Origin of the sequence: Actinoallomurus bryophytorum, from assembly GCF_006716425.1 — a bacterium.
Taxonomy (GTDB): Bacteria; Actinomycetota; Actinomycetes; order Streptosporangiales; family Streptosporangiaceae; genus Actinoallomurus; species Actinoallomurus bryophytorum.
The window spans coordinates 989,628-1,013,294 of sequence record NZ_VFOZ01000002.1; the positions used below are offsets into that span (position 1 = coordinate 989,628).

Here is a 23,667-nt window from a genome sequence, read left to right on the forward strand (position 1 = left end):
TTTCGGCCTCAGGACAGTTTCGCTTCGGGGGCGAAGGCGGGCAGCTTGTCAAGACTGCTGCGCACGGCCTCGGCGCCGTACTCGAACATCTGCCGTTCGTAGTCGTCGACCGCGGCGAGCAGATCCCGACGGCGTTCGCCGGCCTCGATCAGGCGGCGGCGCAGTAGGTCGGCATCGCGCAGCGCGGTGTTCGCGCCGTTGCCGCCGGTCGGGGAGGTGGCGTGGATCGCGTCGCCGAGCAGCGTGACCGGGCCGGACGCCCAGCGCTCACCGGGCTTGACCACCCGGATGGACAGCAGCGTGCTGTTGTCCGGGTCGGCCTGCTCGATCAGCGCGCGCAGCTCCGGGTGCCAGCCTTCCATCCTGGACAGCACGGCGTCCTGCGCGGTCAGGTCCTCCAGCGAGCCGTTCGGCGGCAGGATCATGGCCCAGCGCACGTAGTCGCCGATGTCGGGCAGTGTGACTTCGGGGGCCAGTTGCTCGGCGGCCTGCTTCGGCGGGGTACGGAAGCGCATCGCGCCGAGCAGCAGGCTGACGCCGCCGTCCGTGATCTTCGAGCCGTAGGCCTTGGACAGGCCGGCGAACTCATCGGTCAGCGGGGTGCGGCCGATGACGAACCGGACGCCGGTGTCGGTCGGGGTGGTCTGCGGCGACAACACCCCGCGGACCGCGGAGGTGATGCCGTCCGCGCCGACGAGCAGGTCGGCGGTGGCCGGGTCGCGGCGGGCGAACCGGGCTTGGACATTGCCGTCGGCCAGCACGTCGTAGCCGGTCAGCGCGGCATCGGTGTGCACGGTGAGGCCGGTCAGCAACAGGTGTCGCAGCACCTGCCGGTCGACCACGATGCCGGTCCGGCCCGCGCCGAGCCTGCCGATCTCGTTCAGCCGCGGGTCCAGGATCAGATGCTCGGCGGAGGCGTCCATGACGATCTCGTCCAGCAGCGGGTGCCAGCGCGTCGGCAGGCAGTCGCGCACCGCCTGGAAACCGATCTGGTTCAGCACGAGCCGGTAGCCCTGGAACCGTGCGCCGATCCCCGGGTCGCGCTCGAACACCTCGGCCTCGATTCCGGCACCACGCAGACCCTGCGCGAGAGCCAGACCTCCCAGACCGGCTCCGACAACGGAAACTCGCATCACACACCCCCGGGACATCGATACGAACTTAGTTCGTTCCTTGACGATCTAAGTTCTACCTCAACGAACTTAGATCGTGTCAAGTTATAGTGGCGGGCATGTCCGCCGATCCCCGCCAACGCCGCGCAGCTCGCCACGCCGAACCCGCAGCGGAGGCCGCCGCGTCGGCACCACGCAAGAAGCCGATCACCGTCGAACGGATCACCGACGCCGCCCTCGAAGTCGTCGCCACCGAGGGGTATGACGCGCTGACCATCCGCCGGGTCGCCGCCGTGCTCGGCACCGGTCCGTCGTCGCTGTACGCGCACATCGTCAACAAGGCCGACATCGACGACCTGTTGATCGGGCGGTTGTGCTCGAAGCTGGTACTGCCCAAGCCCGATCCGGCGCGGTGGCGTGAGCAGATCCGAGACGTGTGTGCCCAGATCCGCGACCAGTACCTGAGGTACCCGGGCATCTCCCGGGCCGCGCTCGCGATGGTCCCGACCAACCTGGAAACCCTGCGGGTGAACGAGGGGATGCTCGCCATCCTGCTCGCCGGGGGCATCCAGCCGCAGACCGCGGCCTGGGCCGTCGACGCCCTGTCGCTCTACGTCGCCGGCTACGCGCTGGAGACCTCCATGGTCCAGCAGCGGCGGAAAGACCCGGACGCGACCTGGGTCCTGACCCAGGACCAACTGGTCGACCGCTTCAACGCCCTGCCCCCGGCCGCCTTCCCCAACACCAGGCGGTACGCGGCCGAACTCACCTCCGGCACCGGACACCAGCGCTTCGACTTCGCCCTCGCGCTACTCATCGACAACCTCGCCCCGCAGGCACCACCCGCCTGATCACGGTGAGCGGTGAGCCGGCTCGGGAAAGTCGCGGCTTCTCCTGCCCGGGCCGGAGCGATAGGGCGGCGTGGCTCTAGGAGAGAACGGAGTCCAGGCGGCAGACGGTGGCTATCTCCGGCATCAACTCCGAGAACGGCGATGGACGTACGGCCTGCTGCATGAGGGTGCCGAGCAGGTAGGAGAACAACGCGTGGGCTCGTGCGGGTGGGTCGTCGACCGGGATGTCGGCCAGCAGGTCCCGAAGGACTCCGATCATCATTTGGTGCATTCGATCGATCGGCTCGAGACGAGCCTTCTGCCCCACGTCCACCCAGTAGCTGAACCACAGGAACGCTGCCTTCGGCCGCTCCGCGAAGATCTCTAGATACGTCCGAACGGCGGCCCAGAAGCGGTCGATGGGCTGCTCGTGCTGGTTCGCCGCCTGGCCGATGCGATCGAGACACCCGCTCATATGACGTGCCATCGCGCCGTCGATGATCTCGTCCATGTCATCGAAGTAGTAGTGGATCGCACTCTTCGTCAGGGGGCTGGCATCTGCCACGGTTCGCGCGGTACAGGCGGCCAGACCGTCACGGGCGAGGACCTCCGTGGCGGCTTCGATGATCTGTTCCTGCTTGGCTCGCTGGTTCGGCGACCACCGCCTCGCCCGGTTCTCCGTGGATGACCCCATGAGGGGGAGCGTACTCGCTCATTGCGCGATCAGGACGGTTGTCCTAACCTTCAGGACGCGTGTCCTAAGCCAGGCGCGCCGCCACGAGAGGAGAGGGTGATCGTGACCCCACCATTCGTCTTCATGGATCTACGGACCGCCGATGTCGGGGCGTCGCGGCGCTTCTACACCGAGCTGTTCGACTGGACGGTCGCCGACGTCCCGGCCGGGCCCGCGGCGGTCCCGATGTTCGTTGACACCGACGGCCCGTGGGGAGGCTTCACCGAGCTCGCGGGGGACGATGACCGGCGGCCACAGTGGATCCCGTACGCGACGGTGACCGGGCTGGAGGACACGACGAAGCGTGCGATACGGCTCGGTGCGAGCATCGTCCGGCCGAGGGTGGACCTCCCCGTCGGCTCGGTGATCGTCATCCAGGACCCGGCAGGCGCCACGATCGCCCTGTGGGAGCCCGCGGCCCCCAGCAGCACCTCATGACGTCCCGCCCCGGTTACTCCTGTGCACTACCGGGGACGGCCGACGTCGTCGAGAAGGCCAAGCTCGCCGAGCGACTCGGTTACCGCCGCGTCTGGCTGTTCGACTCGCCGGCCCTTCACGGTGACATGTGGGTGGCGCTTGCGCGCATCGCCGCCGGGACCGACCGGATCGGGCTCGCCACGGGTGTGGCCGTACCCGGTCTGCGTCACCCGATGGCCACCGCATCGGCCATCGGCTCCGTTCATGAACTCGCGCCCGGCCGCCTCGTCGTCGCCTTCGGGACCGGCTTCACGGCCCGGCACACGCTGGGGATGAAGCCCATCAGCTGGGCTGCCCTCACCTGCCACGTCCGGCAGGTACGAGCGCTGCTGGACGGCGAAGTCGTCGATATCGACGGCGAGCCATGTCAGATGATGCAGTCGGCCGGCTCTGGGCCCCCGCGTCCGATCAACGTGCCTCTGTGGGTGGCGGCCTCGGGCCCGAAAGGAATCGGAGCGGCCCGAGAACTCAACGTGCCGGGCGTCGTGATGACCAGCATCCCGCCGCAGAGCGACCATGGATCCGCCGACCCGTGGACGGAGCGCGCGTTGCTGAGGTTCGGCACCGTCCTACGCCCAGGCGAGGACCACACCAGCTCTCGTGTCATCGAGGCCGCCGGCCCCGGTTACGCCAGTATCGTTCACGCCGTGTGGCAGAACGCGAGCAACGCGGTCGATGCCCTGCCCGGCGGCAGGGCCTGGCGCGCCTCGATCGAAGCCGAACGCCCCGAGGGCCACCGCCACCTGGTCGTCCACCAGGGTCATCTTTCCCAGCTGACCGAACGCGACCGCGGCGTCGTGGCCGCCGCCGGACCGGGAATTCTGGAACCGGGCTGGACGGGTGACGCCGCGTCCACCGCCGCCCGGTTCGAGGAGGCCGGCGCCGATGGAGTGACCGAGATCGTGTACGTCCCGGCAGGCCCGGACATTCCTGGTGAGCTCACGGCGTTCGCCGCGGCGGCCAACTCGTAACCCGGCGCTGTACGGCAAGACCGATGTACGGACGAGCAGGCTTTCCGCCACCGTGTCCTTCTCCAGAGACCGGCCTCGTTCCGGTGGGTCAGGCCTTGGCACGCTCCTGCTTGAGGCGGAGCTCATCTTGGCGGACCCGGGTCTGGATGGTCTGCTCGCGTTCCAGCCAGCCGGGCCTTTCGGCCTTCAAGGTCTCGATCTCGGCGGTGGTCAGAGGGCCGGTGATGTCGGCGCGGGCCAGGCCCGAGATGGAGACGCGGAGCTTCGCGGCGACGACCTGGCGGGGATGGGGGCCCTCGCGGCGCAGGTCGGTGAGCCAAGAGGGCGGGTCGGCCTGGAGTGCGTTCAGCTCGTCACGGGAGACGACGCCCTCCTGGAACTCGGCGGGCGCTGCCGACAACAGGATCCCCAGCTTCTTGGCCGCGGTCGCGGGCTTCATGGTCTGCGGGGCCTTCGCCTTCGCCTTGGACGTGCTCATGATCCCAAGAGTAGCCAGCAGGAGGGAGTCGTCCGGACGTGGTTAGGCTGAGAAGGTGACCACGAGTGAGTTCCGGCTGGCCTACGCGCCGGGAGTGACGCCCGGGAAATGGGCCCGGGTATGGGCCGAGCGGGTAAGGGACGTGCCGCTTCGGCTGATCCAGACGCCCGCCGCCGAGGCTGTTCTCCTGCTGCGGGACGGCGGCGTGGACGCGGCGTTCGTGCGCCTGCCCGTCGACCGCGAAGCTCTCCACGTGATCCCGCTGTACCTGGAGACGACCGTGATGGTGGTGCCGAAGGATCACGCGGCGGCCGCGTTCGAGGAGGTGGAGCTTGCCGACCTCGCCGACGAGCAGGTGTTCGAGCCGCTCGACGAGGTCGTGGACTGGGCCGACCGGCCCGGGCAGCCCGCCTTCACCCGTCCCGAGAGCACGGCGGACGCGATCGAGCTGGTGGCGTCGGGGGCCGGCGTACTACTGCTCCCTCAGTCTCTGGCCCGTCTCCACCACCGCAAAGACCTCACCTACCGCGCCGTGACCGACGCCCCTCAGTCCCAGATCGGCCTGGCCTGGCTCGAGGCCGAGACGACCGACCTCATGGAGGAACTGATCGGCATCGTCCGCGGCCGCACCCCCAACAGCTCCCGTGGCCGTACCCCCCAGCAGCCGCCCACCCGTAAGAAGCCCCCGCAGAAGCGCTCCACCCCCCAACCTCGCCGCCGGACGCGCCGCCCGACGTGAGTAGGCCGGTGCTGTGGTGGTCAACGGCGTCCGGACGAACTCACCGCGGCGACGCGGGTCACGCGGCCTTGAGGCGCTTCTGCTCCGCGGCCACGATTCGGCGCCGTAGTTCGGTCTCGGAGCCCGTGTCCACCGCGTCCGGGGTCGCTTTCGCCATGTCGCTGCGGCGCGCGTACTCGTCGAACGCCTCGCGCTTGTCGGCCAGCAACTCGAGGACTCGCTGGTCGACGCTGTCCCCGCACAGCAGCCGGTGTACGTCCACGCGGCGCACCTGGCCCATCCGGTGCGCGCGGGCGATCGCCTGCTCCTCGATCGACGGCGTCAGCTGCGGCTCGGCGATGATGACCACCGACGCGGCCTGGATGTTCAGGCCCACGCCGCCCGCCTGGATCTGGGAGACCAGGACCGCAGGTCCCTTGGCGGCGGTGAACCCGTCCACCATCTCCTGGCGGCCCATCGGCGGGACGTCCCCGGTCAGCGGGCCGACGACGTGCACGCCCGGGACGCGATCACTCCCGGAGCCCAGTACCTGTGTCACCGTCTCCAGCACGTCGCGGAAGTAGGAGAACACCACGACCTTGCGCCCGCCGGCCGCGGCCTCGCTGACGATCTCCACCAGCCGCCGGAGCTTCGGCGACCCTTTCACCGTCCCCGGGTCGAACGCCGCCCGGCGCATCGCCATGAAGTTCCCCGCGAGGACCGCTTCCCGGTACGCCCGCAGCGTCGGTCCCTCGAGTGCCACCCATTCCTGGGTCTCCAACCGCGGCGGGAGCTCGCTGAGCACGTCTTCCTGGTTGCGTCGCAGGTAGACCGGTGCCACCGCCTCCCGGAACCTGGTGCCGTCCAGCGCCTCGTCCGCGAGGTCCAGGTCCTCGGCGACCTCCGGGCGCAGGTGCCCGACCAGCACCCGGAACTCCCTCACCTTGTTCTCCATCGGCGTCCCCGTCAGGAACAGCACCCGCCTGCTCAGCGCCGCCCATTCGCTGACCGCCTGCGTACGAAGAGCGTCCGGGTTCTTCACGTAGTGCGCCTCGTCGACGACCATCATCGCCACCGAGACGTCCAGGTCCTCCGGCATGGTGCGCAGCGCCTCGAACGTCGTGATCGCCACGCCGCCCCCGGCCATCCACTCCTGCTGGGCCGCCTCCCGTTTCTGGCCCGGCCCGTGCATGCGGCGGGCCTCCAGCAGCGTGTGCCGCTCAACCTCGCGAGCCCAGTTGACGACCACGCTCGCCGGGCAGACGACCAGGAAGTGCGTCGCGCCCTTGGCCGCCAGGTGGCACATCGCGGCCAGCGACTGCATCGTCTTGCCAAGGCCCATCTCGTCGCCGAGGATCACTCGCTCCTGAACCAGTGCGAACCTCGCGCCGAACGCCTGGTAGCCCCGCAGCGACGTCTTGAGGAGGGACCGGTCGAGGGGGAACACACGAACTTGCTCAGCGATATCGGCGGGGAGGAAGCCCTGGCCTGCCTCCTTGGTCGGATCGAGTCCGGCCACCTCGATCAGCAGGGCGTTGTAGGCGACCGGCCGGGCGAGGTAGTCGCTCCACAGCCGGGCGACCCTCGGTGCCTTTCGGGCCCTTTCCAGCTGAGACTCGGCTCTGGACAGGCGTTTGCGTGCCGCGGTGACCTTTTTGGAACTCAGGGTGGCGTCGAGCTGGGCGAGTGCGTCACGAGCTTCCTGCTTCTTCCGTTCGGAGAATGTGAGGAGCATCCTCCGGCGGCTCGCGCCGCGTGCCGCCGGGTCGAGGTGATGCCCGAGCTCACTTGCCAGCGGCCTCGGGTCCGGGCCCTTCATCACCGACCTGGTGCGTTCGTAGCGGCGCAAGGCGGCGATGAGCGCGGCCTGCTCGGGGGTGCGGGCGTCCGGCTCGATGCGTACGCGGGTGGTCTGCTCGACGGACTCCCGCATCTGCGATGCGGCGGCCATGATCCGCTTGGCCGTCCTCCGGCGTACTCCGGGGATCCGCCTGAGCGCCTCCGCGCCGGCGGTGAGGACCGCGCCGACCGTTTCGAGGCCGGCGTCATTGAGGGGGGTGAACGTGACCGGGCGGCCCCGGACAAGCTCCCGGAGACGGTCCACTGGCACGGTGTCCAACTCGCCGGCGACGACCTGATCGCGCACCACTTCGTACGCCCGTCGCGCGATCTCGCGGGATTCCTCAGGCGCGGCCAGGACCCCCTCGATGGCATCGTGGACCGCGCGGCCGTCGGAGACGACGGCGCGGGCCGCCCTTCCCGCGCTGAGGGGCTCGGCTTCGAGGGGCTTCTTCTCGGCCTTCGCAGGCTCCGTGTCGCTCGTCAGGTCCGCTGTGTGTGCCAAAGTGGTCGAGGCTCTCCGCATTGGAACTGGCGATCGGGCAATTGCGAAGATAGAGGATATCGCCGACACATCGAGAATCTCGCTAGGTTTCCGTCGACGACAACATCCCTGCCAACGGCTCAGCCGCTGGCATGGGCGGTGTTGTCGAGCCAGTGCCGGACGAGGTCGATGTCGCCGTCGACGCTGATGTCGGTGGCTCCGCGGTCGGTGAGAGGAAGTCGCCGGGTCAAGGTCAGCAGCAGCGATCGTGCCGGGCCGGTCACCGTCACATCGGCCTGCCGGGTTCCGGGCTGCCACGCCGCCCCGTCAGGCCGCCGTTCGATGAACCAGGCGCCCGTGCCGTCGGTGGCCAGCCATTGCAGCGTCTGCCCGGTACCCCTGATGGCGTGAGCGGACTCGGACCGCTGCATCTCCCACGTGGGGGAGGTGAGCATCGCGAGGTGGTTGCCGATGAGCGCGGCCGCGACGTCGGCGTCGACGTCGGCGGTCCGGCCCGCCGCGTCGGCCGCGTCGAAGCCGTGCACGACCGCCTCGTTGAGGAGGCTGGACATCCAGAATCGCGTCCCGGGCCGCTCGTCCCCCGCCGGGTTGAACACCGGCGCGTCGAGCGCGTCATCGGAGCACGCGTTCACGACCCGCCGCGCGGACTCCGACAGCCAAGCCTGCCACTCGCGGGGATCGGCAGGGAGCACGGCCATCTCCGAGGGCAGCTGGGTGGGGTCGGTGATGCGCCGCTCGATGATCTCCGCGACCCAGTGCTGGGTCTGGCCCACGTGCTCGACCAGGTCGGCGACGGTCCACTTCGGGGCCGTCGGCACGGCGGCGTCAGGTCCGGCCGCGGTCGCTGATTCCGCAAGACGCCGGGTGTGTTCGACGATCGCGCGCCGGGCGAGTTCCACGTTCAGGTCGGTCATTGGATTGCCCTTTTCCGTAGGTTCGTTGTGCTGTGTGTGACTCGGCGTGCCGGTCGAACTCATCGGTGATCCGTGGACCGGCGTATCGGCTTGCTGATCATCTCCTGATCCGTCCGGTCGCTCGACGAGTCGGCCACGCTCGACGTCGTGAAACGCCGGCAGAACTCGGTGCCGCAGCCCGGTGCGGGGTCTCGGTGAACGCCGACCGGCTCAGTGGTAGCCGGTGATGCCGCCCTTGTCGTCGAAGACCACGATGTGGCCGCCGGCCGGTACGGCGCGGCCCTGCCGGGCGGTGTCGTTCCTGTCGTGATGGGCGGCGGGGCGCTGGAAGACGGTCTTCCCGGTGGTGCGATCGATGATCGCGACGCCGTCCCCCAGCGCGAACAGTGTGCCGTCCTGCACGGTCCAGTGGTGGTCCGGGACCGCCCAGCGGGGCTGCCCGGCCGCGGGCTGCGGCAACGTGAGGGCGGCACGGTGCGGCTGGGCTATCTTCTCGCCGGGATCCTGGGGCCCGGTACGCCGGACCGCGATGCCGGCGGCGACCAACCCGGCGGTGACGATCACGGCCGTGCCCGCGATGACGCGCCGCCTCCGCCTGCGGACCTTCGGACGCGACCGCGGTGGCTCCCTATCGCCGGGGCCGGTCGGCGACTGCGCGGGCGTTTCGGAGGATGCGGCCATGCGGGGAATGTACGGATGCGTCCGGGCGGCCGCCGACGTTTCAAGAGTTGCTGAAAGACCGGAATCGCGGCCCTCAGGTGGGCCGTTCACATCGCGGCGTGGAGGTGACGACAACGATCCCTTCCACGGGCACAAGCCAACAACACTCCAAGCATCCACTCACCAGATGCCTAGGACGATATGGCCTCCAGGTCGGCCAGCATCTGTTTGCTTTCCATCCAGACCAGCGCGCAGCGGGCGGCGCCTGTGGGCGAGGCTCTGAAACGGATGGCGTCGGGTTCCACGTTCGTGTATCCGACGCGTTCGGCGAACCCGCCGTCGAGCACGGCCCCCTCCATCATGCTGATCGTGAAATCGGTGCGCCAGCGCGCAAACGCCCAGGCGCGAGAGATACGAGGGATGATCCGCCCAAGTCCCTTTCCCCGATAGTCGGGGCGGTACCAGCCTCCGCCGGAGAATGCCACGCGGCCCGAGATCCTGTCAGCGATCGGCGCCGTGATCTCGCACATGTCGCCTCTGCCGCGCGCGGACTCCGGATCGGCGTAGAACATCTTCAACGAGGCGGCTTGCGTCCGTAGGTTGGTGGTACGCCAGTCGTAGAACCGCGCCGCCTGCGCGGCGACCACGTCGCCGGCGGCATTTCGGCCGAGGAGGGCGAAGCCCGTCTCCGTGGTGATCCCACCCAGCTCAGGACGGAAGATCGGCACAAGCGATCGCCAGGTCGCGGCGTTGGCCGAATTGACGTTGAGAAGCTCCTCAAGCCGAGCGAAGGAGACGACGACCCCTCGACGCCGGGTTTCGGAATCGGCCCAGGCGAAGAAGCGCTGGAGCAGATCAACCGGGCCGTGGTCGACCTTGATGACATCGCGGAACGCGCCCGTCTGCGGCGAACGACCTGTCATCGATCCCCCTCCCATGTCACAAGCCTGCCGTTCCTGACCGTGGCGCTCACCTGGCGCAGGGCCGTAATGTCGTCGAGTGGGTTGGCGGCGGTCGCGGTGAAGTCGGCGGCCTTGCCCGGCTCGATGGTTCCGCGGTTGAGGTGCTCGCCGAGCACTGTCGCGGCGGCGAGGGTCGCGGAGTGGAGTGCGTCGCGGGGTGTGAGGCCGGCGGTGACGAGCAGGGCGAGTTCGTCGGCGATGGCCCCGTGCGGCAGACCGGGTACTCCCGCGTCGGTACCGGCCGCTATGGCGACGCCCGTCCTGAGGGCCGCACGGACGGCCTCGCGAGCGTGTTGCGTGACGTCATGAGCGGTCGCGAGCATCTGATCGGTGAAGCCGAGCCGTGCCCCCCTACTGGTGTACGAGTGGTAGGCCGACAGCGTCGGCACCAGGGTGATGCCGGACGCTCGCATCCGCCGGGCCTGCTCGTCGGAGAGGTAGGCGCCGTGTTCGATGGAGTCGACCTTCGCCTCGATCGCGCTGTCGATGCTCACCGGGCCGTAGGCGTGCGCGGCGATGGTCTTCCCTGCCCGGTGGGCGGCGCGGGCGGCCGCGCGCAGTTCCTCGGTCTCGAACTCGGCGATGTAGGGGTCCTCGCCGTGACCGAACAGGCCTTCGGAGGCCATCACCTTGATCACGTCGGCGCCTTCCGCGAGTTCGGCCCGTACGGCACGTGTCACCTCCCACGGCCCGTCCGCCTGCACGCCGAGGTAGTTGGCGTGACCGCCGGTCATCGCGATGACGTTGCCGCTGGCGAAGATGCGCGGGCCGGAGATCAGGCCGAGGCGTTCGGCGGTGGCGAGGTGCACGGCCATGCCGCGGCGTGAGCCGAGGTCCCGCACGGCCGTGACGCCCGCGCTCAGGTGGGCGCGGGTGTTCGCGACCCCGCGCAGCAGCGTCATCTCGTCAGGCTCGCGGCGTTGGAGTTCGTTCGGTACGGGGTCGCCGCTCCAGGTGAGGTGGACGTGTGCGTCGATGAGGCCGGGCATGACGGTCAGCGATCGCAGATCGTGCACAGGGGCCGTGCCCGCGGTGCCGTTGATCTCAGTGATCACGCCGTCCTGAACGTGGATGACAGCGTCGTCGACGGGGTCCGCGGTCGCGCTGCTGATCAGGCGCCCGACGAGGAAGGCCGTCACCGGACCACCTCGACGTCGGGGTGCAGCAATCCGCCGGTGAGCCGCAGGGTACGGTCGGCGACACCCTGGACGAGTCGCTGGTCCTGCTCGACCAGCAGCAGAGTGCATCCCCACTCGGTTCGGATGCGTCGCAGGTGGGCGAGTGTCTGGGCGGTGACGGCGGGGGCCAGACCGAGCGATGGTTCGTCGAGCATCAGCAGGCGGGGCCGCCCCATCAGCGCGCGGGCGATGGCCAGCATCTGCTGTTCGCCGCCGCTGAGCGTGCCGGCGCGTTGCGTTGCCCGCTCGGCCAGGCGCGGGAACATCTCATAGACCCGTGCTCTTACTTCGAGGCGCTCGTCGCGGGCGAGTCCGACGGCACCGACCGCGAGGTTGTCCGTGACGCTGAGCGAACCGAACACCCGGCGTCCCTCGGGAACATGCCCGACGCCCGCGCGCGCGAGATGCTCCGGGGCGAGGTGAGCGGGTGATCTACCGAGGACCGTGACCCGTCCCCGCTCCGGCTTGTGCAGCCCGCTGATCGTACGCAGGAGCGTCGTCTTGCCGGCGCCGTTGTTTCCGGTGACCGCCACGAACTCACCGTCGTCGACGCGCAACGACAGCCCGGCGAGGACCGGGCCATGGCCATGGTGGGCGTACAGGCCCTCGACCTCAAGCAACGTGTTCTCCGAGATAGGTCGCCCGTACGGCGGGGTCCTGCTGGATTTCGGCGCTGGTTCCCTCGGCGAGGACGCGGCCGCTCGAGAAGACCACGACACGGTCGGTGAGGCGGTCGATGACCTCCATGATGTGCTCGATGACGACGAGGCTGAGCCCCCCGCGCCGCAGGCGGTTCAGCACGGTGACCGTGCGGTCGATCTCCTCGTCGGACAGGCCGGACATCATCTCGTCGAGGAGCAGGAGCCGGGGGTCGCCGACGATGCTCCGGGCGATCGCGACGAGCTTTTGGTGGCCGAGCGGCAGCGAACCCGCGATCCGTTGCGCGTCGTCGGCCATCCCCACCTCGGCGAGCGCCTCAAATGCGCGGCGGCGGGCCTGCCGCCGCGATCGATGCCGGACGGCCGCGGCGACGGCGACGTTCTCCAGTACGGTCATCGACTCGAAGAGTCCGACGTGTTGAAAGGTGCGCGCGATGCCCTCGCGGGCGAGCACTGCCGGTGAACGTCCGTCGATGCGGCGCTCGCCGAAGCGGACCGTGCCGGTCGTGGTCCTTACGGTCCCGGCGATGACGTTGAAGGCGGTGCTCTTGCCCGCACCGTTCGGACCGATCAGGCCGAGGATCTCCTGCTCGTCGACGTGGAGGCTCACCTTGTCCAGGGCGAGCAGTCCGCCGTACCGGACCGTCACCTCCTGCAGCCTGAGCAGGCTCATGCGACCCTCCTCCTGTTCAATGCGGTTGCCGTCGCCGCGACGAGGTGGCTCGCGCCGCGCGGTTCGGTGGTCTGGACGGCCACGATGAGCAGCCCGAAGAGAAGTAGGCCGACTCCTGCGGGAAGTCCGGAGAATGCGGGGTTGAGCGTCTGCTGAACAGGGATGAGGATCGCGGCACCGAGCACCGGTCCCCAGAAGGCGCGCAGTCCCCCGAAGACCGCGGGCATCGCGATCGAGATCGCCACCATCGAGCCGAAGGCGCTCGACGGGTCAATGAACGAGGTGTACTGGACGTAGGCGACTCCGACCAGGCTGGTCAGGGCCGCACTGATCACCAGAACCGTTATCTTCGCCCGGACGACCCGAACGCCCGCCGCGGACGCCGCCGCGCGGTCGTCTCTGACGGCCCGTGCGAACAGCCCCAGCGAGCTGGAGTCGACGAGGACGGCGACGACGAGAATTACGGCGAGCAGCCCGGCCGCGAGGTAGTAACCGCCGACGGGACCGAACGACAGCAGCCGCCAGGAACTCCCGGTCAGCGGGATCGACACTCCTGCCGCCCCGCCGGTCAGGCTCCCGGCCCAGACCGCCACCTGCTCGAGCGTGAGCGTGGCGACGTAGGTGACCAGGACGAAGTACACGCCGGCCAGGCGTACCGAGGGCAGCGCCATGAGCAGTGCAGCCGCCACCGCCAAGGCGACCCCGAGTGCCGCCCCGTACCACGGGTTCCAGCCCAGGTCCTGGCGGGTCAGGGCGGTGGCGTACGCGCCGAGGCCGAGGAAGATCGAGTGCCCGAACGAGAGCTGACCGCTGAGGCCTCCGACGAGGTTGTACGCGGTCGCGGCGCCGGCGAACAACAGGGTCAGCACGGCGATCGACAGGAACGACTGGGTGGAGATGAGCCAGTACGGCAGGGAGGCCACCACCACGAGGAAACCGGTGATCTGGAGGCAGCGTGCTTTCATGCCGGCCTCGCCGCGCCGAACAGGCCCTGCGGGCGGACGAGCAGAACGGCGATGAACACCGCGAAGACACCGACGTTCTGCACCTCGGGTGAGACGTACGTGGCGGTGAACTGCTGGGCGATCGCGATCACCGGGCCGCCGACCACGGCACCGAGGACGTTGCGCATCCCGCCGAGAACAATGGCGACGAACGCGATCGTCATGAAGTTCACGCCGGCCGTCGGCGAGACCGGGTAGTAGGCGGTGATGACGCTGCCGGCCAGGGCCGTCAGCGCCAGACCGGCCGCGAAGGTCGCCGGGAGCAACCGGCGGGTCCGTACGCCGACCAGCGCCGCGACCTCCTGGTCGTCGACGACGGCGGCGATGACCTTGCCGAGCAGCGTACGTCTGAGCATGATCAGCAAACCCGCCAGCACCACGACGGCCAGCGCGAACGCGACGAGCTGCGCGAGGTTGACAGAGATCGAGCCGATCCTCAGGACGCGGTCGAGCGATGAGCCGACGACGCGCTGGTCCGGCCCGAAGCCGAGCATCAGTCCGTTCTCGATCATGATGCCGAGCGCGAACGTCACCGCGAGCTGGGCGACGTGCCGATCGTCCCCCCGGCTTCGCGGACGGTCCACCACGCGCCGGATCGCGACGGCGTAGATGGCCAGGCCGAGCAGGGCGACGACGCCGGCGACCAGGGGTGCTGCCGCCAGCGGGGCGATGCCGACCTGGCCGAGGACGACGGCGAGGTACATGCCGATGGTGACGAAGTCGCCGTGGGCGAAGTTCACGATGTTGGTCACGCCGAAGCTGAGCGCGAGGCCGGCGCTCACCAGGCTGTAGACCCCGCCAAGCAGCAGGCCGGTGATCAACGTCTGCAGGAAGGTCGACACGGTCACCTCCGCACGGGGGTGGTGGCCAGACTCGCCGGCCAGACCGTTCGCGGGCGCCCGTCCTGCCACTGGATCATGATCGGCGTGACCGCCGCGTTCGCCCCGGTCGCGTCGAAGCCGACCTTGCCCGGCGGCATCGAGGACGGCTCACCCGAGGTGAACGGCGCCTGCCGTAGCGCTGTGGCGACCTTGGCCGGATCGGTGCTCGCGGCCTTCTCCATCGCGGCCGCGACGAGGTGGACCGCGACCCATGTCTCGCCCGCCTCGTTCGGCATGAACGGAGCGCCGTACGCGCCGTGATACCGCTGTGCCACCTGCTGGACGCCGGGCAGCTTGAGGTCGTCGTTCCAGCCGGAGATGGCAAGGATCCCGTTCACGTCGGGGCCGAGCGAGGAGCCCAGGTCCGCGCCGAGGAAACCGGTCCCGCCGCTGCCCACCACAGGAGTTTTGACGCCCCGGGCACGAAGCCCCTTGATGATCAGTGTGAGATCGGCCGCCGACCCGGCTCCGAAGATCGCATCGGCGTGGCTCGCGGCGAGCGCGGTCACGATGGGCCCCGCGTCCGTGAGGCCTGGGGTGTACAGCTGATAGTCCGTGACCTTCAGGCCCTGCTGCGCGGCATACGTGCGCAGCGTCTCCGACTGGGCCTTCGACGCCGCGTCGTTGGAGGAGAAGACCGCCACATTCTTCGGCGTCCGCCCCTTGGCCAGGGCGAGGTAATCCTTGACCGCGGCGGGACCGGTCGCGCTCGTACCGGCGGGCAGCCTGAAGGTGTACTTGTATCCGCGTTGCACCAGCTGATCGATGAGTGACTGGGTGACGAACGGCACATGCTGGCGTTCGGCGACGGTCGAGGCGGTCAGCGACATGCTGCTCAGGAAGCATCCGACGATCGCCGCGGCATGGTCGGTGGTGATCAGTTTGGTGGTCGCGGTCTGTGCCTGGCTGGGATCGGTCGAACCCGTGTCCGCGGAGACGACGCGCAGCTTCGCTCCGCCCAGGGCATGGATGCCGCCCGCCGCGTTGATCTCGTCCACGGCCAGTTTCAGGCCGCGCAGGGAGTTCTGTCCGTTCTCCGCCCAGACTCCGGTGAGCGGATAGGGCGCTCCCAGGGTGATATCCCCGCCGGTCGTATGACTGGGCTTTTTCTGGATCGCGACCCCGCTACCGCAGGCCGCCAGCGAGAGGGACAGCACGAACGCCGAGGCGGTCGTGCGCATGAATATCCGGCCTGTCAGGGCCATGGTGTCCTCACTAATCGGATCAGTGAATTCGCCGGATGGACTGCGTGCGTCCACCGCGGATGTGCAACAGCACCGCCCCGAGTGACATCGGGCCGGTGGCGAGTTCGTACGGCGGCATGGTCGCCGGGTCGCCACCTTGCAGGGTGGTGACCCAATGGGCGGGATCGATGCCGGTGACCCCGCCGAGCCGCCCGGTCATGCCGACGTCGGTGACCAGGGCGGTGCCTTGGGGCAGGAGGTGCAGGTGGTGGGTGGCCTCGTGGGTGTGGGTGCCCAGGACGGCGGCCGCGTGCCCGGCGACGGCGTGGGCGAATGCCTGTTTCTCGCTGACCACGAGCCCGTGCAGGTCGACGATGACCGTGCCGGTCCTGGGCGCGGCGGTCCAGGACGGCCACAGCGGCTGGACACCGAGCGGCCGGTCGAGCCAGCGCTGGAACCTCGGTGCCGCTTCGACGACCGCCGACGTGCTCATCAGGTTGATGACGGTGACCTGTTGTCCCGCCATCTCGACGCGGACTGCGCCGTGCCCCGGTATGCCGGGTGGCATGTTCGCCGGACGCAGCACTCGGGGATGGGCCAGCGTGCGCTCGACCTCGGCCATGTCGCCGTCCCACGCGTGGTTACCGCTGGTGATCACGTCCACGCCGGACTGGAACAGCGCATCGACGATCTCATGGCTCATCCCGAAGCCGGTGCGGATCTGCGGGCCGCTGCGCAGTGCGTTCTCCGCGTTGGCCACCACGAAGTCGACATCGTGCTCGCGCCGCAGCGCCGGCATCCGTTCGGCCACGTACGCCGCCGCCTCCGGGCCGACAATGTCGCCCAGAAACAGCACGTGTAGTTCCTCGATCGTCATGGGTTCAGTTATACTCATCTACACATCTACATGTGATGAACGGAGATCCAACCTCAGATGAACTCCGATCCCCTCGCGGCGGCCGGCACGCCGCTCCCACGTACTCCCGGGGTTGCGGTCTGGGAAGCGGTGCGCGCCGATCTGCTGTCCCGCATCAAGCGCGGCGACCATGCCCCCGACGAACAGCTGCCGAGCGAGACGGCGCTCGCCCAGAATTACGGCGTCAACCGGCTGACCGTCCGCCGCGCCCTGAACGAGCTGGCTCGCGTCGGAGTACTGCGCACGATGCATGGAGTGGGGTCGTTCGTCGCTCCACAGCTCATGCGGCATCGCATCGACGACGGCCGGATCAGCCTGCTGGAGTCCATGAGCGGACGCGGCCACAACGTGACCCAGCACATTCTGGAGACCGTCGAACACCCCGGCCCACGGCGTGCGGCCGGAGTACCCGAGCTGGCACAGGTCGCCGGGTTCGGTCTCAGCGACCCGTCCGAGCTGTGGACGTTCCCCGACTTCCCCGGTCCGCTCATCGAACATCGATACGTTCTGGATCTCGATGAGACGCCCTGGTGCACGTCGTTCGCCGTGGTGCCGAAGGCCCTCGTCCCCGCCGACTGGGACGGCACCGAGAGCATCTTCTCCGCGCTCGCCAAAACCCACGGCCTCGCCGTCCGCCGCGATGACCGGCGTTTCTCCGCCATCCTCGCCGACACTCGGGACGCCGCGCTGTTGCACGTCCCGGCCGGTGCCGCGCTGCTGCTGCTCAGCGGCACCAACGTCGACCAGGACGGCCGGATCGTCGCTTACATCGTCCACCACATCCGCGGCGACCGAGCCGAGTACGCGCTGCGGGTACCGGGCCCCTCGATCGGTCCCGGCGAGGAGGCGTGATGCCCGGCACCGTGACGGTCAACGGGACGACGTACGCCCTGCCACGGCGGCCCACCGTGGCGATCACCGTCGACGGGTGCGCGGTGGACTACCTCACCGCCGCCATCGACGGCGGCCACATGCCGCACCTGGAAGCCCTGATCGCCGGGGGTGGGTTCAGCGCCGACGCGCTGTCGGAGATGCCCAGCCTGACCAACCCGAACAACATCTCCATCGTCACAGGAGTGGCGCCGGCGATACACGGAATCGTCGGGAACTACTACCGCGACTCCTCCGGAGCCGAGCGGCAGCTCACCGACCCCGCGGACCTCCGTGCCCCTTCGGTTCCCGCGGTCCTGCGCGATGCCGGTGTCCCGGTCCTGGTCGTCACCGCGAAGGAGAAACTCCGCCGTCTCCTCGCCGCCGGTGGCGTACCGGCCGTCAGCGTCGAGCACGCGGCGACGCAACCGATCGCCCCGTACGGCCTGGGCAGCGCCGCCGACCTGGTCGGACGCCCGGCCCCGCACATCTACGAGTGGGACGCCAGCATCTACGCGCTCGACATCGGGCTCGCGGCCCACCGGCACGCCGGGCCTCTCGGCCTGCTGTACGTCTCCTTCACCGACTACGTCCAGCACCGCGAGCCTCCCGGTTCCGCGCTGGCCAACCGCTTCTACGCGGCTTTCGACGACCGCCTCGCCGAGTACCTGGACCTTGGTTTTCTCGTCGGCATCACCGCCGACCACGGCATGAACGCCAAGCATCACCCCGACGGCTCCCCACGGCTCGTCCACCTGGAGGACACTCTGCGCGCGGCCGGCCTGCACGGCCACGCCGTCCTGCCCATCACCGACCCTTACGTCGCACACCACGGCTCGCTGGGGTCGTTCGCCTGGCTGTACGTCGACCCCGCCGGCCGCGACACCGCGATCGAGGTACTCGGCAACACCCACGGCATCGCCGAGGTCTACACGGCCGCCGAGGCGGCGGCCGGCTTCGAACTCCCACCCGACCGGGTCGGAGACATCGCGGTCACCGCGAACAGAAACACCGTCCTCGGCCGCTCCACGGCGTTCCACGCCGCGGCCCCGATACCCGCGAACCTGCGCTCACACGGCGGCAGCTACGAACAACGCATTCCGCTGATCCTGAGCGAGACACCATCGCCTGGCTACCTGAGCGCCCACCAGGACCGCCCATTCCGCAACCGGTACATCCTCGACATGCTGCTCAACGGCTGCGCCTAGGACTTGTTTTGTGGATCTTGGTCGGTGAGTGTGGGTTGATGGCGTGTCATGGTGCGTCGTCATGAGTTGAGTGATGCCGCGTGGGCGCGGATCGAGCCGTTGTTGCCTGCTCATCCGCGTCAGGGCGGGCGGTGGCGGGATCACCGGCAGGTGGTCAACGGAATCGTGTGGAAGATCCGCACGGGCGCCGATTGGCGGGACATCCCGGAACGGTATGGGCCCTGGCAGACGGTCTATCAACGGTTCCGCTGCTGGTCCGCTGATGGGACCTGGGACCGCCTGCTCGAACACGTCCAGGTCCACGATGATGCGATCGGTGAGGTGGACATGACGGGTGTGTGCGTGGACTCCACCATCGTGCGCGCTCATCAGCATTCCGCAGGCGCCCGCAAAAAGGGGACCCTGCCGGGACGAACGGGCAGCAAGATCACCAAACGGACCGAGCGCTCGGACGATCCCGCGGCGGGCTGACCACCAAGGTCCACCTGGCCTGTGACGGACGCGGCCTGCCGCTGGCGTTCGTGATCACGGGCGGCAACATCAACGACTGCACCCGCCTGATCCAGGTCATCGAAGCGATCCGGATCCCCCGCACCCACGCGGGGCGGCCGCGCGTCCGGCCGACCCACCTCATCGCCGACAAGGGCTATTCCACCAACAAGATCCGCCTCTACCTGCGCCGCCGCCGGATCCCGCACACCATCCCCGAACGCCGTGACCAACTCGCCGTGCGCGCCCGGCGTGGTTGGCGCCGCTGCGGCTTCGACAAGGAGATCTACCGGCGCCGCAACGTCGTCGAACGCTGCTTCGGCCACCTCAAACGCTTCCGCGGACTCGCCACCCGCTATGAAAAACTCGCCGCTCATTACCGGAGCGTGGTGACCATAGCCAGCCTCATCTTGTGGCTCAACCAAGATCCACAAAACAGGCCCTAGCCGGGTACTACAGCAAGCTCGCGGTACGTACCAGCCCGGCGAGAGCCTGGGACCGGCTGTGCGGCGGCCACGCGATCACCGTTGTCACCGCGGGCGCGTCCAGCACCGGCACGGCGGTGAGGTCGCGGCGCAGATGGGTCCGGCACGACTCCGGCAGGACCGCCGCGGCCCGGCCGAGCGCGATCAGCTCGTACAACTGCGTGCTGTCCCGAGCCTCCGGGCCGGGGCCATCCGTGTACGTGCCGTCGGGGCCGGGCCAGCGCGGCAGCGGCAGGCCGGGCAGCGCGGTGACGTCGGCCATCGTCAGGTGGGCCCGGCCGGTGAAGGGGTGCCCGGCCGGCAGGACCACGACCTGCCCTTCCGTTCGCAGTTCTTCGGTGTCGAGCCCGGTCGTCGAGTCGAACGGCCGGTGCAGCAGCGCCACGTCGGCCCGCCCGTCGCGCAGCAACCGCTCCTGCTCGGCGATCCCGCACAGGAGCACGTCGACGGTGACCGCGCCGGGTTCGGCGGCGTACGTGTCGAGCAGCTTCGACAGCAGTTCGCTGGACGCTCCGGCCTTCATGACGAGGACCAGGCCCGGGTGGCCGGTCGCGGCGAGGGCGGCGCGGCGGGTACGGCGGTCGGCGGCGTCGACCGCGTCGAGAGCCGCCCTGCCCTCGACCAGCAGCACCGACCCGGCCTCGGTCAGGGTGACGGTGCGGCTGGTGCGTTCCAGCAGCGCCACCCCGAGCCGCCGTTCGAGCTGCTGGATCGCCCGCGACAGCGGCGGCTGCGCGATGCCGAGCCGCTGCGCCGCCCGCCCGAAGTGCAGCTCTTCGGCGACCGCCACGAAGTAGCGCAGCTCCCGCGTCTCCATGCCGCCACGCTACCCGGCGGGACGGCCCGTCCCCCGCCGCCGAAAGCCGGTACGTGGACCCGGCGAAGATGACGGGAAGGCCGCCGAGCCTGGGTCGATACCGGGGAGGTATCGCTGCCCACCCAGACGGTGTTGGAGCGCTCGCCGGGGCGCGGACAGGATCAGATCATGAGCCAACAGACGATCGCGCTGGTCACCGGCGCGAACAAGGGGATCGGGTACGAGATCGCGGCCGGCCTGGGTGCTCTCGGCTGGAGCGTCGGCGTCGGCGCACGGGACGACGAACGCCGGGAAGCCGCCGTGGAGAAACTGCGGGCCGCCGGAACCGACGCGTTCGGCGTGCCCCTCGACGTGACCGGCGACGCGAGCGTGGCCGCCGCCGTCGGGCTGGTCGAGGAGCGCGCCGGCCGCCTCGACGTACTCATCAACAACGCCGGCGTGACTGGCGGCATGCGGCAGGAGCCCACCACGACCGACCTCGCGGCCGTACGGACGGCCGTGGAGACCAACGTGATCGGCGTCATCCGCGTCACCAACGCGATGCTGCCGCTGCTGCGGCGCTCGGCGTCGCCGCGGATCGTGAACATGTCCAGCTCCGTCGGCTCCCTCACCCGGCAGACCGAATCCACCGGCGGTTCGGGGACGGGCCCGCTGTCCGTCGCGTACGCGCCGTCCAAGACGTTCCTCAACGCCGTCACCGTCCAGTACGCCAAGGAGCTGCGCGACACGAACATCCTGATCAACGCCGCCTGCCCCGGCTACTGCGCGACCGACCTCAACGGCTTCCGCGGCGTCCGTACCCCCGAACAGGGCGCGGCGATCGCGATCCGGCTCGCGACCCTGCCCGACGACGGCCCGAGCGGCGGGTTCTTCGAGGACGCCGGGGTGGTGCCCTGGTGACACACGCGGGCCGTCGAACGGCCGCGCCCTCAGGCGGGGCGTGCGGCTCGGGCGGCCGCGGCGAAGTCGGGCAGGGCGCTGCCCGGGACCAGGGACAGGTTGTACAGCGCGATGTCGGAGGCACCGGCATCCAGCACCACACGTACGTCCGCGGCGAGGCGTTCGCCCGTGCGGTCCGGGCTCCAGTTGAGCGAGGCGAGCAGCGGGCGGTCGCCGGCGAGGGCCGCCAGGCCCGCGAAGCGTGCGGTGAGCGCTTCGCCGGTCAGCGTGCCGCAGCCGACGCCCACCGCGTCCACGGCCTTGAACGCGCTCGGGTCCGCGCCCTGGAGGGCCGCCGTCTCCGGGTCCTCGAAGACCAGCGAGCGCACGGCCGTGTCCTGCCGATGTGCGGCGGCCGCCGTGGCCTCGACCAGCCGCCGGGTGCCCTCCGCGCGTACCGTGCGCAGCGTGCCGGTCCCCTCCTGGTCCAGCGCCTGGCGCCGGAGGTCGTCCGGGTCGTGGCCGAGTTCTTCCATCAGGCGCGCGCAGGCGCCGCAGAAGCACTGCCCGGCCAGCGCACGCGCCGTGCCGGTCGGCGGTGCGAGCTCCAGGGAGATGACGTACGAGGGGTCCCACGCGGCGTAGAGGGCGGACTCCAGCTCGACCAGGTCGGGGTCGAACTGCGCGCACACATCCGTGACCAGGGCCGCGGCGTACGAGACGACGTCCGGATTGCTCGGGCACAGCGCGTGGATGGTGGGCGTGCCGTCCAGCGTGCGGGCGGCCAGGTCCGGGTGCGCGGCGACCACCGGGTCATCGTGCAGCACCACCGTCCACGCGTGGAAGCGCAGGCCGTACCGTCTCGCCTCCTCGCGCAGCTCGCGCAGGGCGGTGATCTCCTGGTCGGCCGCGATCGCGACGGGACGCAGCCGTCCGTACCCCTCGTCCGACGGGCGGAAGTAGGTGATGCCGGGCGCGGAGTACCGTACGACGCCGTGGCGGGCGAACCACCGGCGCGCCGGGTGGTAGCGGACCGCCACCGCGATGGCGTCGGCGCCCAGCTCCGCGGCCAGCTCGCACAGCCGGGCCGGGCCGGTCAGCACGGCGTCCTCGGGGTAGCAGAAGACCTGTACGGTCACGCGCAACTCCTCGTCTCGGGTGATCGTCAAGCATTCCGCACCCCGCCGGGATCCAGTACGGCGGCCGGCCTCAGGATCCGGTCTTGGCGACCGTCAGGAGGATGACGGAGTCCTCGATGGCCTCCACGCTGTGCCGCGCGTCCGGGACGATGATCAGGTCGCCCGAACGCCCCTCCCACGCGTCGCCCTTGGCGGCCAGGCGCACCCGGCCCCGCAGGACGAACACCGTCGCCTCGCCGGGGTTCTCGTGCTCCGCCATCGACCGGCCGGCGGCGAGCGCGATGAGGGTCTGCCTCAGTACGCGCTCGTGGCCCCCGTAGACGGTGCTGGAGCTACGTCCTGTCGTGTCGGATCCGGCCCGGTTCGAGTGCTCTCGTGCCAGGGCGTCCAGCGACATCTTCTGCATGCCGCCAGTCTGACAGCGGCGCCACCCGGACGCCCTCACCGGGCGTGCGCGAGCCGTTACGCCTCGAGAGGGCAGAGGCCGTTGAGGAACAGGCCGACGTAGTACTCGCCCACCTCACGCGGACCCATCGGACCGTCCGGATGCCACCAGGTGCTCAGCTGGTGCACGCCACCGAAGAAGAAGTTCACCGCCAGGTCGGCCGGCACGTCCGGCCGGAAGGCCCCGGACCGCTGTCCCTCCTCCACGAGGGACCGGAAGCGCTCGTGGTACCGGCGGCGTTCGGCGCGTACGGCCTTGCGCTTGTCCTTCGGCAGCAGGTGCATCGAGCGGAAGAAGACGGTCAGCTCGTCCAGGTGTTCGCAGCTCGTGCCGATGACGTCGACGGCCGCCGCGCGCAGCCGTTCCTCCGGCGTGCCCGTACCGCCCGCGAGCCGTTCGAGCCGCTCGGCCTGCAGTGCGAGCAGGCGGTGGTAGATCTCGTACAGCAGGTCGTCCTTGGCGGCGAAGTAGTGGTACATCGCCCCCTTGGTGACACCGGCGGCCGTGACGATCTCCTGCACCGAGGTGTTCTCATAACCGTTCTCGGCGAACAGGTGCGTCGCCGCCCGGAGCAGCCGCTCCGGCAGTGGGCTCACCGGCCCGGCGTCCTCCGCCGTCCCCTGGGTCATGGCACGGTCGCG

At 69.8% G+C, this 23,667-nt stretch carries 25 protein-coding genes and 1 pseudogene; 8 read left to right on the top strand and 18 right to left on the bottom strand.

Annotated elements, in window-relative coordinates:
• Nucleotides 1-8: 8 nt before the first annotated feature.
• Nucleotides 9-1,133, bottom strand: coding sequence for an FAD-dependent oxidoreductase (locus FB559_RS40575; protein ID WP_141962890.1), 1,125 nt, complete (start codon nucleotides 1,131-1,133; stop codon nucleotides 9-11).
• Between the two features lie 98 nt (nucleotides 1,134-1,231).
• On the opposite strand from FB559_RS40575, the gene FB559_RS40580 reads away from it, so the two are divergent.
• Nucleotides 1,232-1,963 (top strand): TetR/AcrR family transcriptional regulator, encoded by a 732-nt coding sequence (locus FB559_RS40580; RefSeq protein ID WP_141962891.1) that lies wholly within the window; start codon nucleotides 1,232-1,234, stop codon nucleotides 1,961-1,963.
• A gap of 76 nt (nucleotides 1,964-2,039) precedes the next feature.
• Here the strand turns inward: FB559_RS40580 and FB559_RS40585 are convergent, their stop codons facing one another.
• Nucleotides 2,040-2,636 carry a TetR/AcrR family transcriptional regulator gene (locus FB559_RS40585; protein WP_141962892.1) on the bottom strand — a complete coding sequence of 199 codons (597 nt, stop codon included), beginning with the start codon at nucleotides 2,634-2,636 and terminating at the stop codon, nucleotides 2,040-2,042.
• 102 nt (nucleotides 2,637-2,738) lie between these two features.
• On the opposite strand from FB559_RS40585, the gene FB559_RS40590 reads away from it, so the two are divergent.
• Together FB559_RS40590 and FB559_RS40595 are read left to right on the top strand one after the other, a co-directional pair.
• Nucleotides 2,739-3,113, top strand: a complete 375-nt coding sequence (locus tag FB559_RS40590) for a VOC family protein (RefSeq protein WP_141962893.1) — start codon at nucleotides 2,739-2,741, stop codon at nucleotides 3,111-3,113.
• On the top strand, nucleotides 3,110-4,123 hold the full coding sequence (locus tag FB559_RS40595) for an LLM class flavin-dependent oxidoreductase (protein WP_141962894.1): 1,014 nt from the start codon (nucleotides 3,110-3,112) through the stop codon (nucleotides 4,121-4,123). The genes FB559_RS40590 and FB559_RS40595 overlap by 4 nt, the downstream gene beginning before the upstream one ends.
• A gap of 88 nt (nucleotides 4,124-4,211) precedes the next feature.
• Here the strand turns inward: FB559_RS40595 and FB559_RS40600 are convergent, their stop codons facing one another.
• Nucleotides 4,212-4,601 carry a DUF5997 family protein gene (locus FB559_RS40600; protein WP_141962895.1) on the bottom strand — a complete coding sequence of 130 codons (390 nt, stop codon included), beginning with the start codon at nucleotides 4,599-4,601 and terminating at the stop codon, nucleotides 4,212-4,214.
• A gap of 55 nt (nucleotides 4,602-4,656) precedes the next feature.
• Between FB559_RS40600 and FB559_RS40605 the strand changes: the two genes are divergently transcribed.
• A complete protein-coding gene (locus FB559_RS40605; protein ID WP_246122857.1) occupies nucleotides 4,657-5,340 on the top strand; it encodes a LysR family substrate-binding domain-containing protein in 684 nt (227 codons plus the stop codon).
• A gap of 58 nt (nucleotides 5,341-5,398) precedes the next feature.
• Here FB559_RS40605 and FB559_RS40610 read toward each other — a convergent pair whose 3' ends face one another.
• From FB559_RS40610 to FB559_RS40660, 11 genes are all read right to left on the bottom strand, one after another.
• Nucleotides 5,399-7,663 (bottom strand): DEAD/DEAH box helicase, encoded by a 2,265-nt coding sequence (locus FB559_RS40610; RefSeq protein WP_221640685.1) that lies wholly within the window; start codon nucleotides 7,661-7,663, stop codon nucleotides 5,399-5,401.
• Nucleotides 7,664-7,782: 119 nt separating this feature from the next.
• Nucleotides 7,783-8,577, bottom strand: coding sequence for a maleylpyruvate isomerase family mycothiol-dependent enzyme (locus FB559_RS40615; protein WP_141962897.1), 795 nt, complete (start codon nucleotides 8,575-8,577; stop codon nucleotides 7,783-7,785).
• A 210-nt stretch (nucleotides 8,578-8,787) separates the two neighbouring features.
• A complete protein-coding gene (locus FB559_RS40620; RefSeq protein ID WP_141962898.1) occupies nucleotides 8,788-9,258 on the bottom strand; it encodes a hypothetical protein in 471 nt (156 codons plus the stop codon).
• A gap of 170 nt (nucleotides 9,259-9,428) precedes the next feature.
• Nucleotides 9,429-10,160, bottom strand: a complete 732-nt coding sequence (locus FB559_RS40625; RefSeq protein ID WP_141962899.1) for a hypothetical protein — start codon at nucleotides 10,158-10,160, stop codon at nucleotides 9,429-9,431.
• Complete coding sequence (locus tag FB559_RS40630; protein ID WP_185792710.1) at nucleotides 10,157-11,338, bottom strand: metal-dependent hydrolase family protein; 1,182 nt, start codon at nucleotides 11,336-11,338, stop codon at nucleotides 10,157-10,159. Before FB559_RS40630 ends, FB559_RS40625 begins: the two co-directional genes overlap by 4 nt.
• Entirely contained in the window at nucleotides 11,335-11,997 is a 663-nt protein-coding gene (locus FB559_RS40635; RefSeq protein WP_185792711.1) for an ABC transporter ATP-binding protein, read from the bottom strand. Before FB559_RS40635 ends, FB559_RS40630 begins: the two co-directional genes overlap by 4 nt.
• Nucleotides 11,990-12,709 (bottom strand): ABC transporter ATP-binding protein, encoded by a 720-nt coding sequence (locus FB559_RS40640; protein WP_141963307.1) that lies wholly within the window; start codon nucleotides 12,707-12,709, stop codon nucleotides 11,990-11,992. Before FB559_RS40640 ends, FB559_RS40635 begins: the two co-directional genes overlap by 8 nt.
• Nucleotides 12,706-13,674 (bottom strand): branched-chain amino acid ABC transporter permease, encoded by a 969-nt coding sequence (locus FB559_RS40645; RefSeq protein ID WP_141962902.1) that lies wholly within the window; start codon nucleotides 13,672-13,674, stop codon nucleotides 12,706-12,708. Before FB559_RS40645 ends, FB559_RS40640 begins: the two co-directional genes overlap by 4 nt.
• Nucleotides 13,671-14,555 (bottom strand): branched-chain amino acid ABC transporter permease, encoded by an 885-nt coding sequence (locus FB559_RS40650; RefSeq protein ID WP_185792712.1) that lies wholly within the window; start codon nucleotides 14,553-14,555, stop codon nucleotides 13,671-13,673. The genes FB559_RS40645 and FB559_RS40650 overlap by 4 nt, the downstream gene beginning before the upstream one ends.
• A gap of 2 nt (nucleotides 14,556-14,557) precedes the next feature.
• Nucleotides 14,558-15,799: an ABC transporter substrate-binding protein gene (locus FB559_RS40655; protein ID WP_141962904.1), complete on the bottom strand. Its 1,242-nt coding sequence runs from the start codon at nucleotides 15,797-15,799 to the stop codon at nucleotides 14,558-14,560.
• Nucleotides 15,800-15,818: 19 nt separating this feature from the next.
• A complete protein-coding gene (locus FB559_RS40660; RefSeq protein WP_141962905.1) occupies nucleotides 15,819-16,655 on the bottom strand; it encodes a YmdB family metallophosphoesterase in 837 nt (278 codons plus the stop codon).
• Nucleotides 16,656-16,712: 57 nt separating this feature from the next.
• On the opposite strand from FB559_RS40660, the gene FB559_RS40665 reads away from it, so the two are divergent.
• From FB559_RS40665 to FB559_RS40675, 3 genes and pseudogenes are all read left to right on the top strand, one after another.
• The gene (locus tag FB559_RS40665; protein ID WP_141962906.1) at nucleotides 16,713-17,546 is read left to right on the top strand and encodes a GntR family transcriptional regulator; all 834 of its coding nucleotides are present in this window, start codon (nucleotides 16,713-16,715) and stop codon (nucleotides 17,544-17,546) included.
• Nucleotides 17,546-18,772 carry an alkaline phosphatase family protein gene (locus FB559_RS40670; protein WP_141962907.1) on the top strand — a complete coding sequence of 409 codons (1,227 nt, stop codon included), beginning with the start codon at nucleotides 17,546-17,548 and terminating at the stop codon, nucleotides 18,770-18,772. The genes FB559_RS40665 and FB559_RS40670 overlap by 1 nt, the downstream gene beginning before the upstream one ends.
• 48 nt (nucleotides 18,773-18,820) lie before the next feature.
• Nucleotides 18,821-19,707 (top strand): annotated as a pseudogene (locus FB559_RS40675) (IS5 family transposase).
• Between the two features lie 7 nt (nucleotides 19,708-19,714).
• Here the strand turns inward: FB559_RS40675 and FB559_RS40680 are convergent.
• Entirely contained in the window at nucleotides 19,715-20,563 is an 849-nt protein-coding gene (locus tag FB559_RS40680; RefSeq protein WP_141962908.1) for a LysR family transcriptional regulator, read from the bottom strand.
• A gap of 168 nt (nucleotides 20,564-20,731) precedes the next feature.
• Between FB559_RS40680 and FB559_RS40685 the strand changes: the two genes are divergently transcribed.
• Nucleotides 20,732-21,463 (top strand): SDR family oxidoreductase, encoded by a 732-nt coding sequence (locus tag FB559_RS40685; protein ID WP_141962909.1) that lies wholly within the window; start codon nucleotides 20,732-20,734, stop codon nucleotides 21,461-21,463.
• Nucleotides 21,464-21,492: 29 nt separating this feature from the next.
• Here FB559_RS40685 and FB559_RS40690 read toward each other — a convergent pair whose 3' ends face one another.
• From FB559_RS40690 to FB559_RS40700, 3 genes are read right to left on the bottom strand one after another with little or no spacing between them, the layout of a single operon-like run.
• Nucleotides 21,493-22,611, bottom strand: coding sequence for a hypothetical protein (locus FB559_RS40690; RefSeq protein WP_141962910.1), 1,119 nt, complete (start codon nucleotides 22,609-22,611; stop codon nucleotides 21,493-21,495).
• A 40-nt stretch (nucleotides 22,612-22,651) separates the two neighbouring features.
• Entirely contained in the window at nucleotides 22,652-22,987 is a 336-nt protein-coding gene (locus tag FB559_RS40695) for a cupin domain-containing protein (protein WP_141962911.1), read from the bottom strand.
• A 56-nt stretch (nucleotides 22,988-23,043) separates the two neighbouring features.
• On the bottom strand, nucleotides 23,044-23,655 hold the full coding sequence (locus FB559_RS40700; RefSeq protein WP_141962912.1) for a TetR/AcrR family transcriptional regulator: 612 nt from the start codon (nucleotides 23,653-23,655) through the stop codon (nucleotides 23,044-23,046).
• Nucleotides 23,656-23,667: the final 12 nt, after the last annotated feature.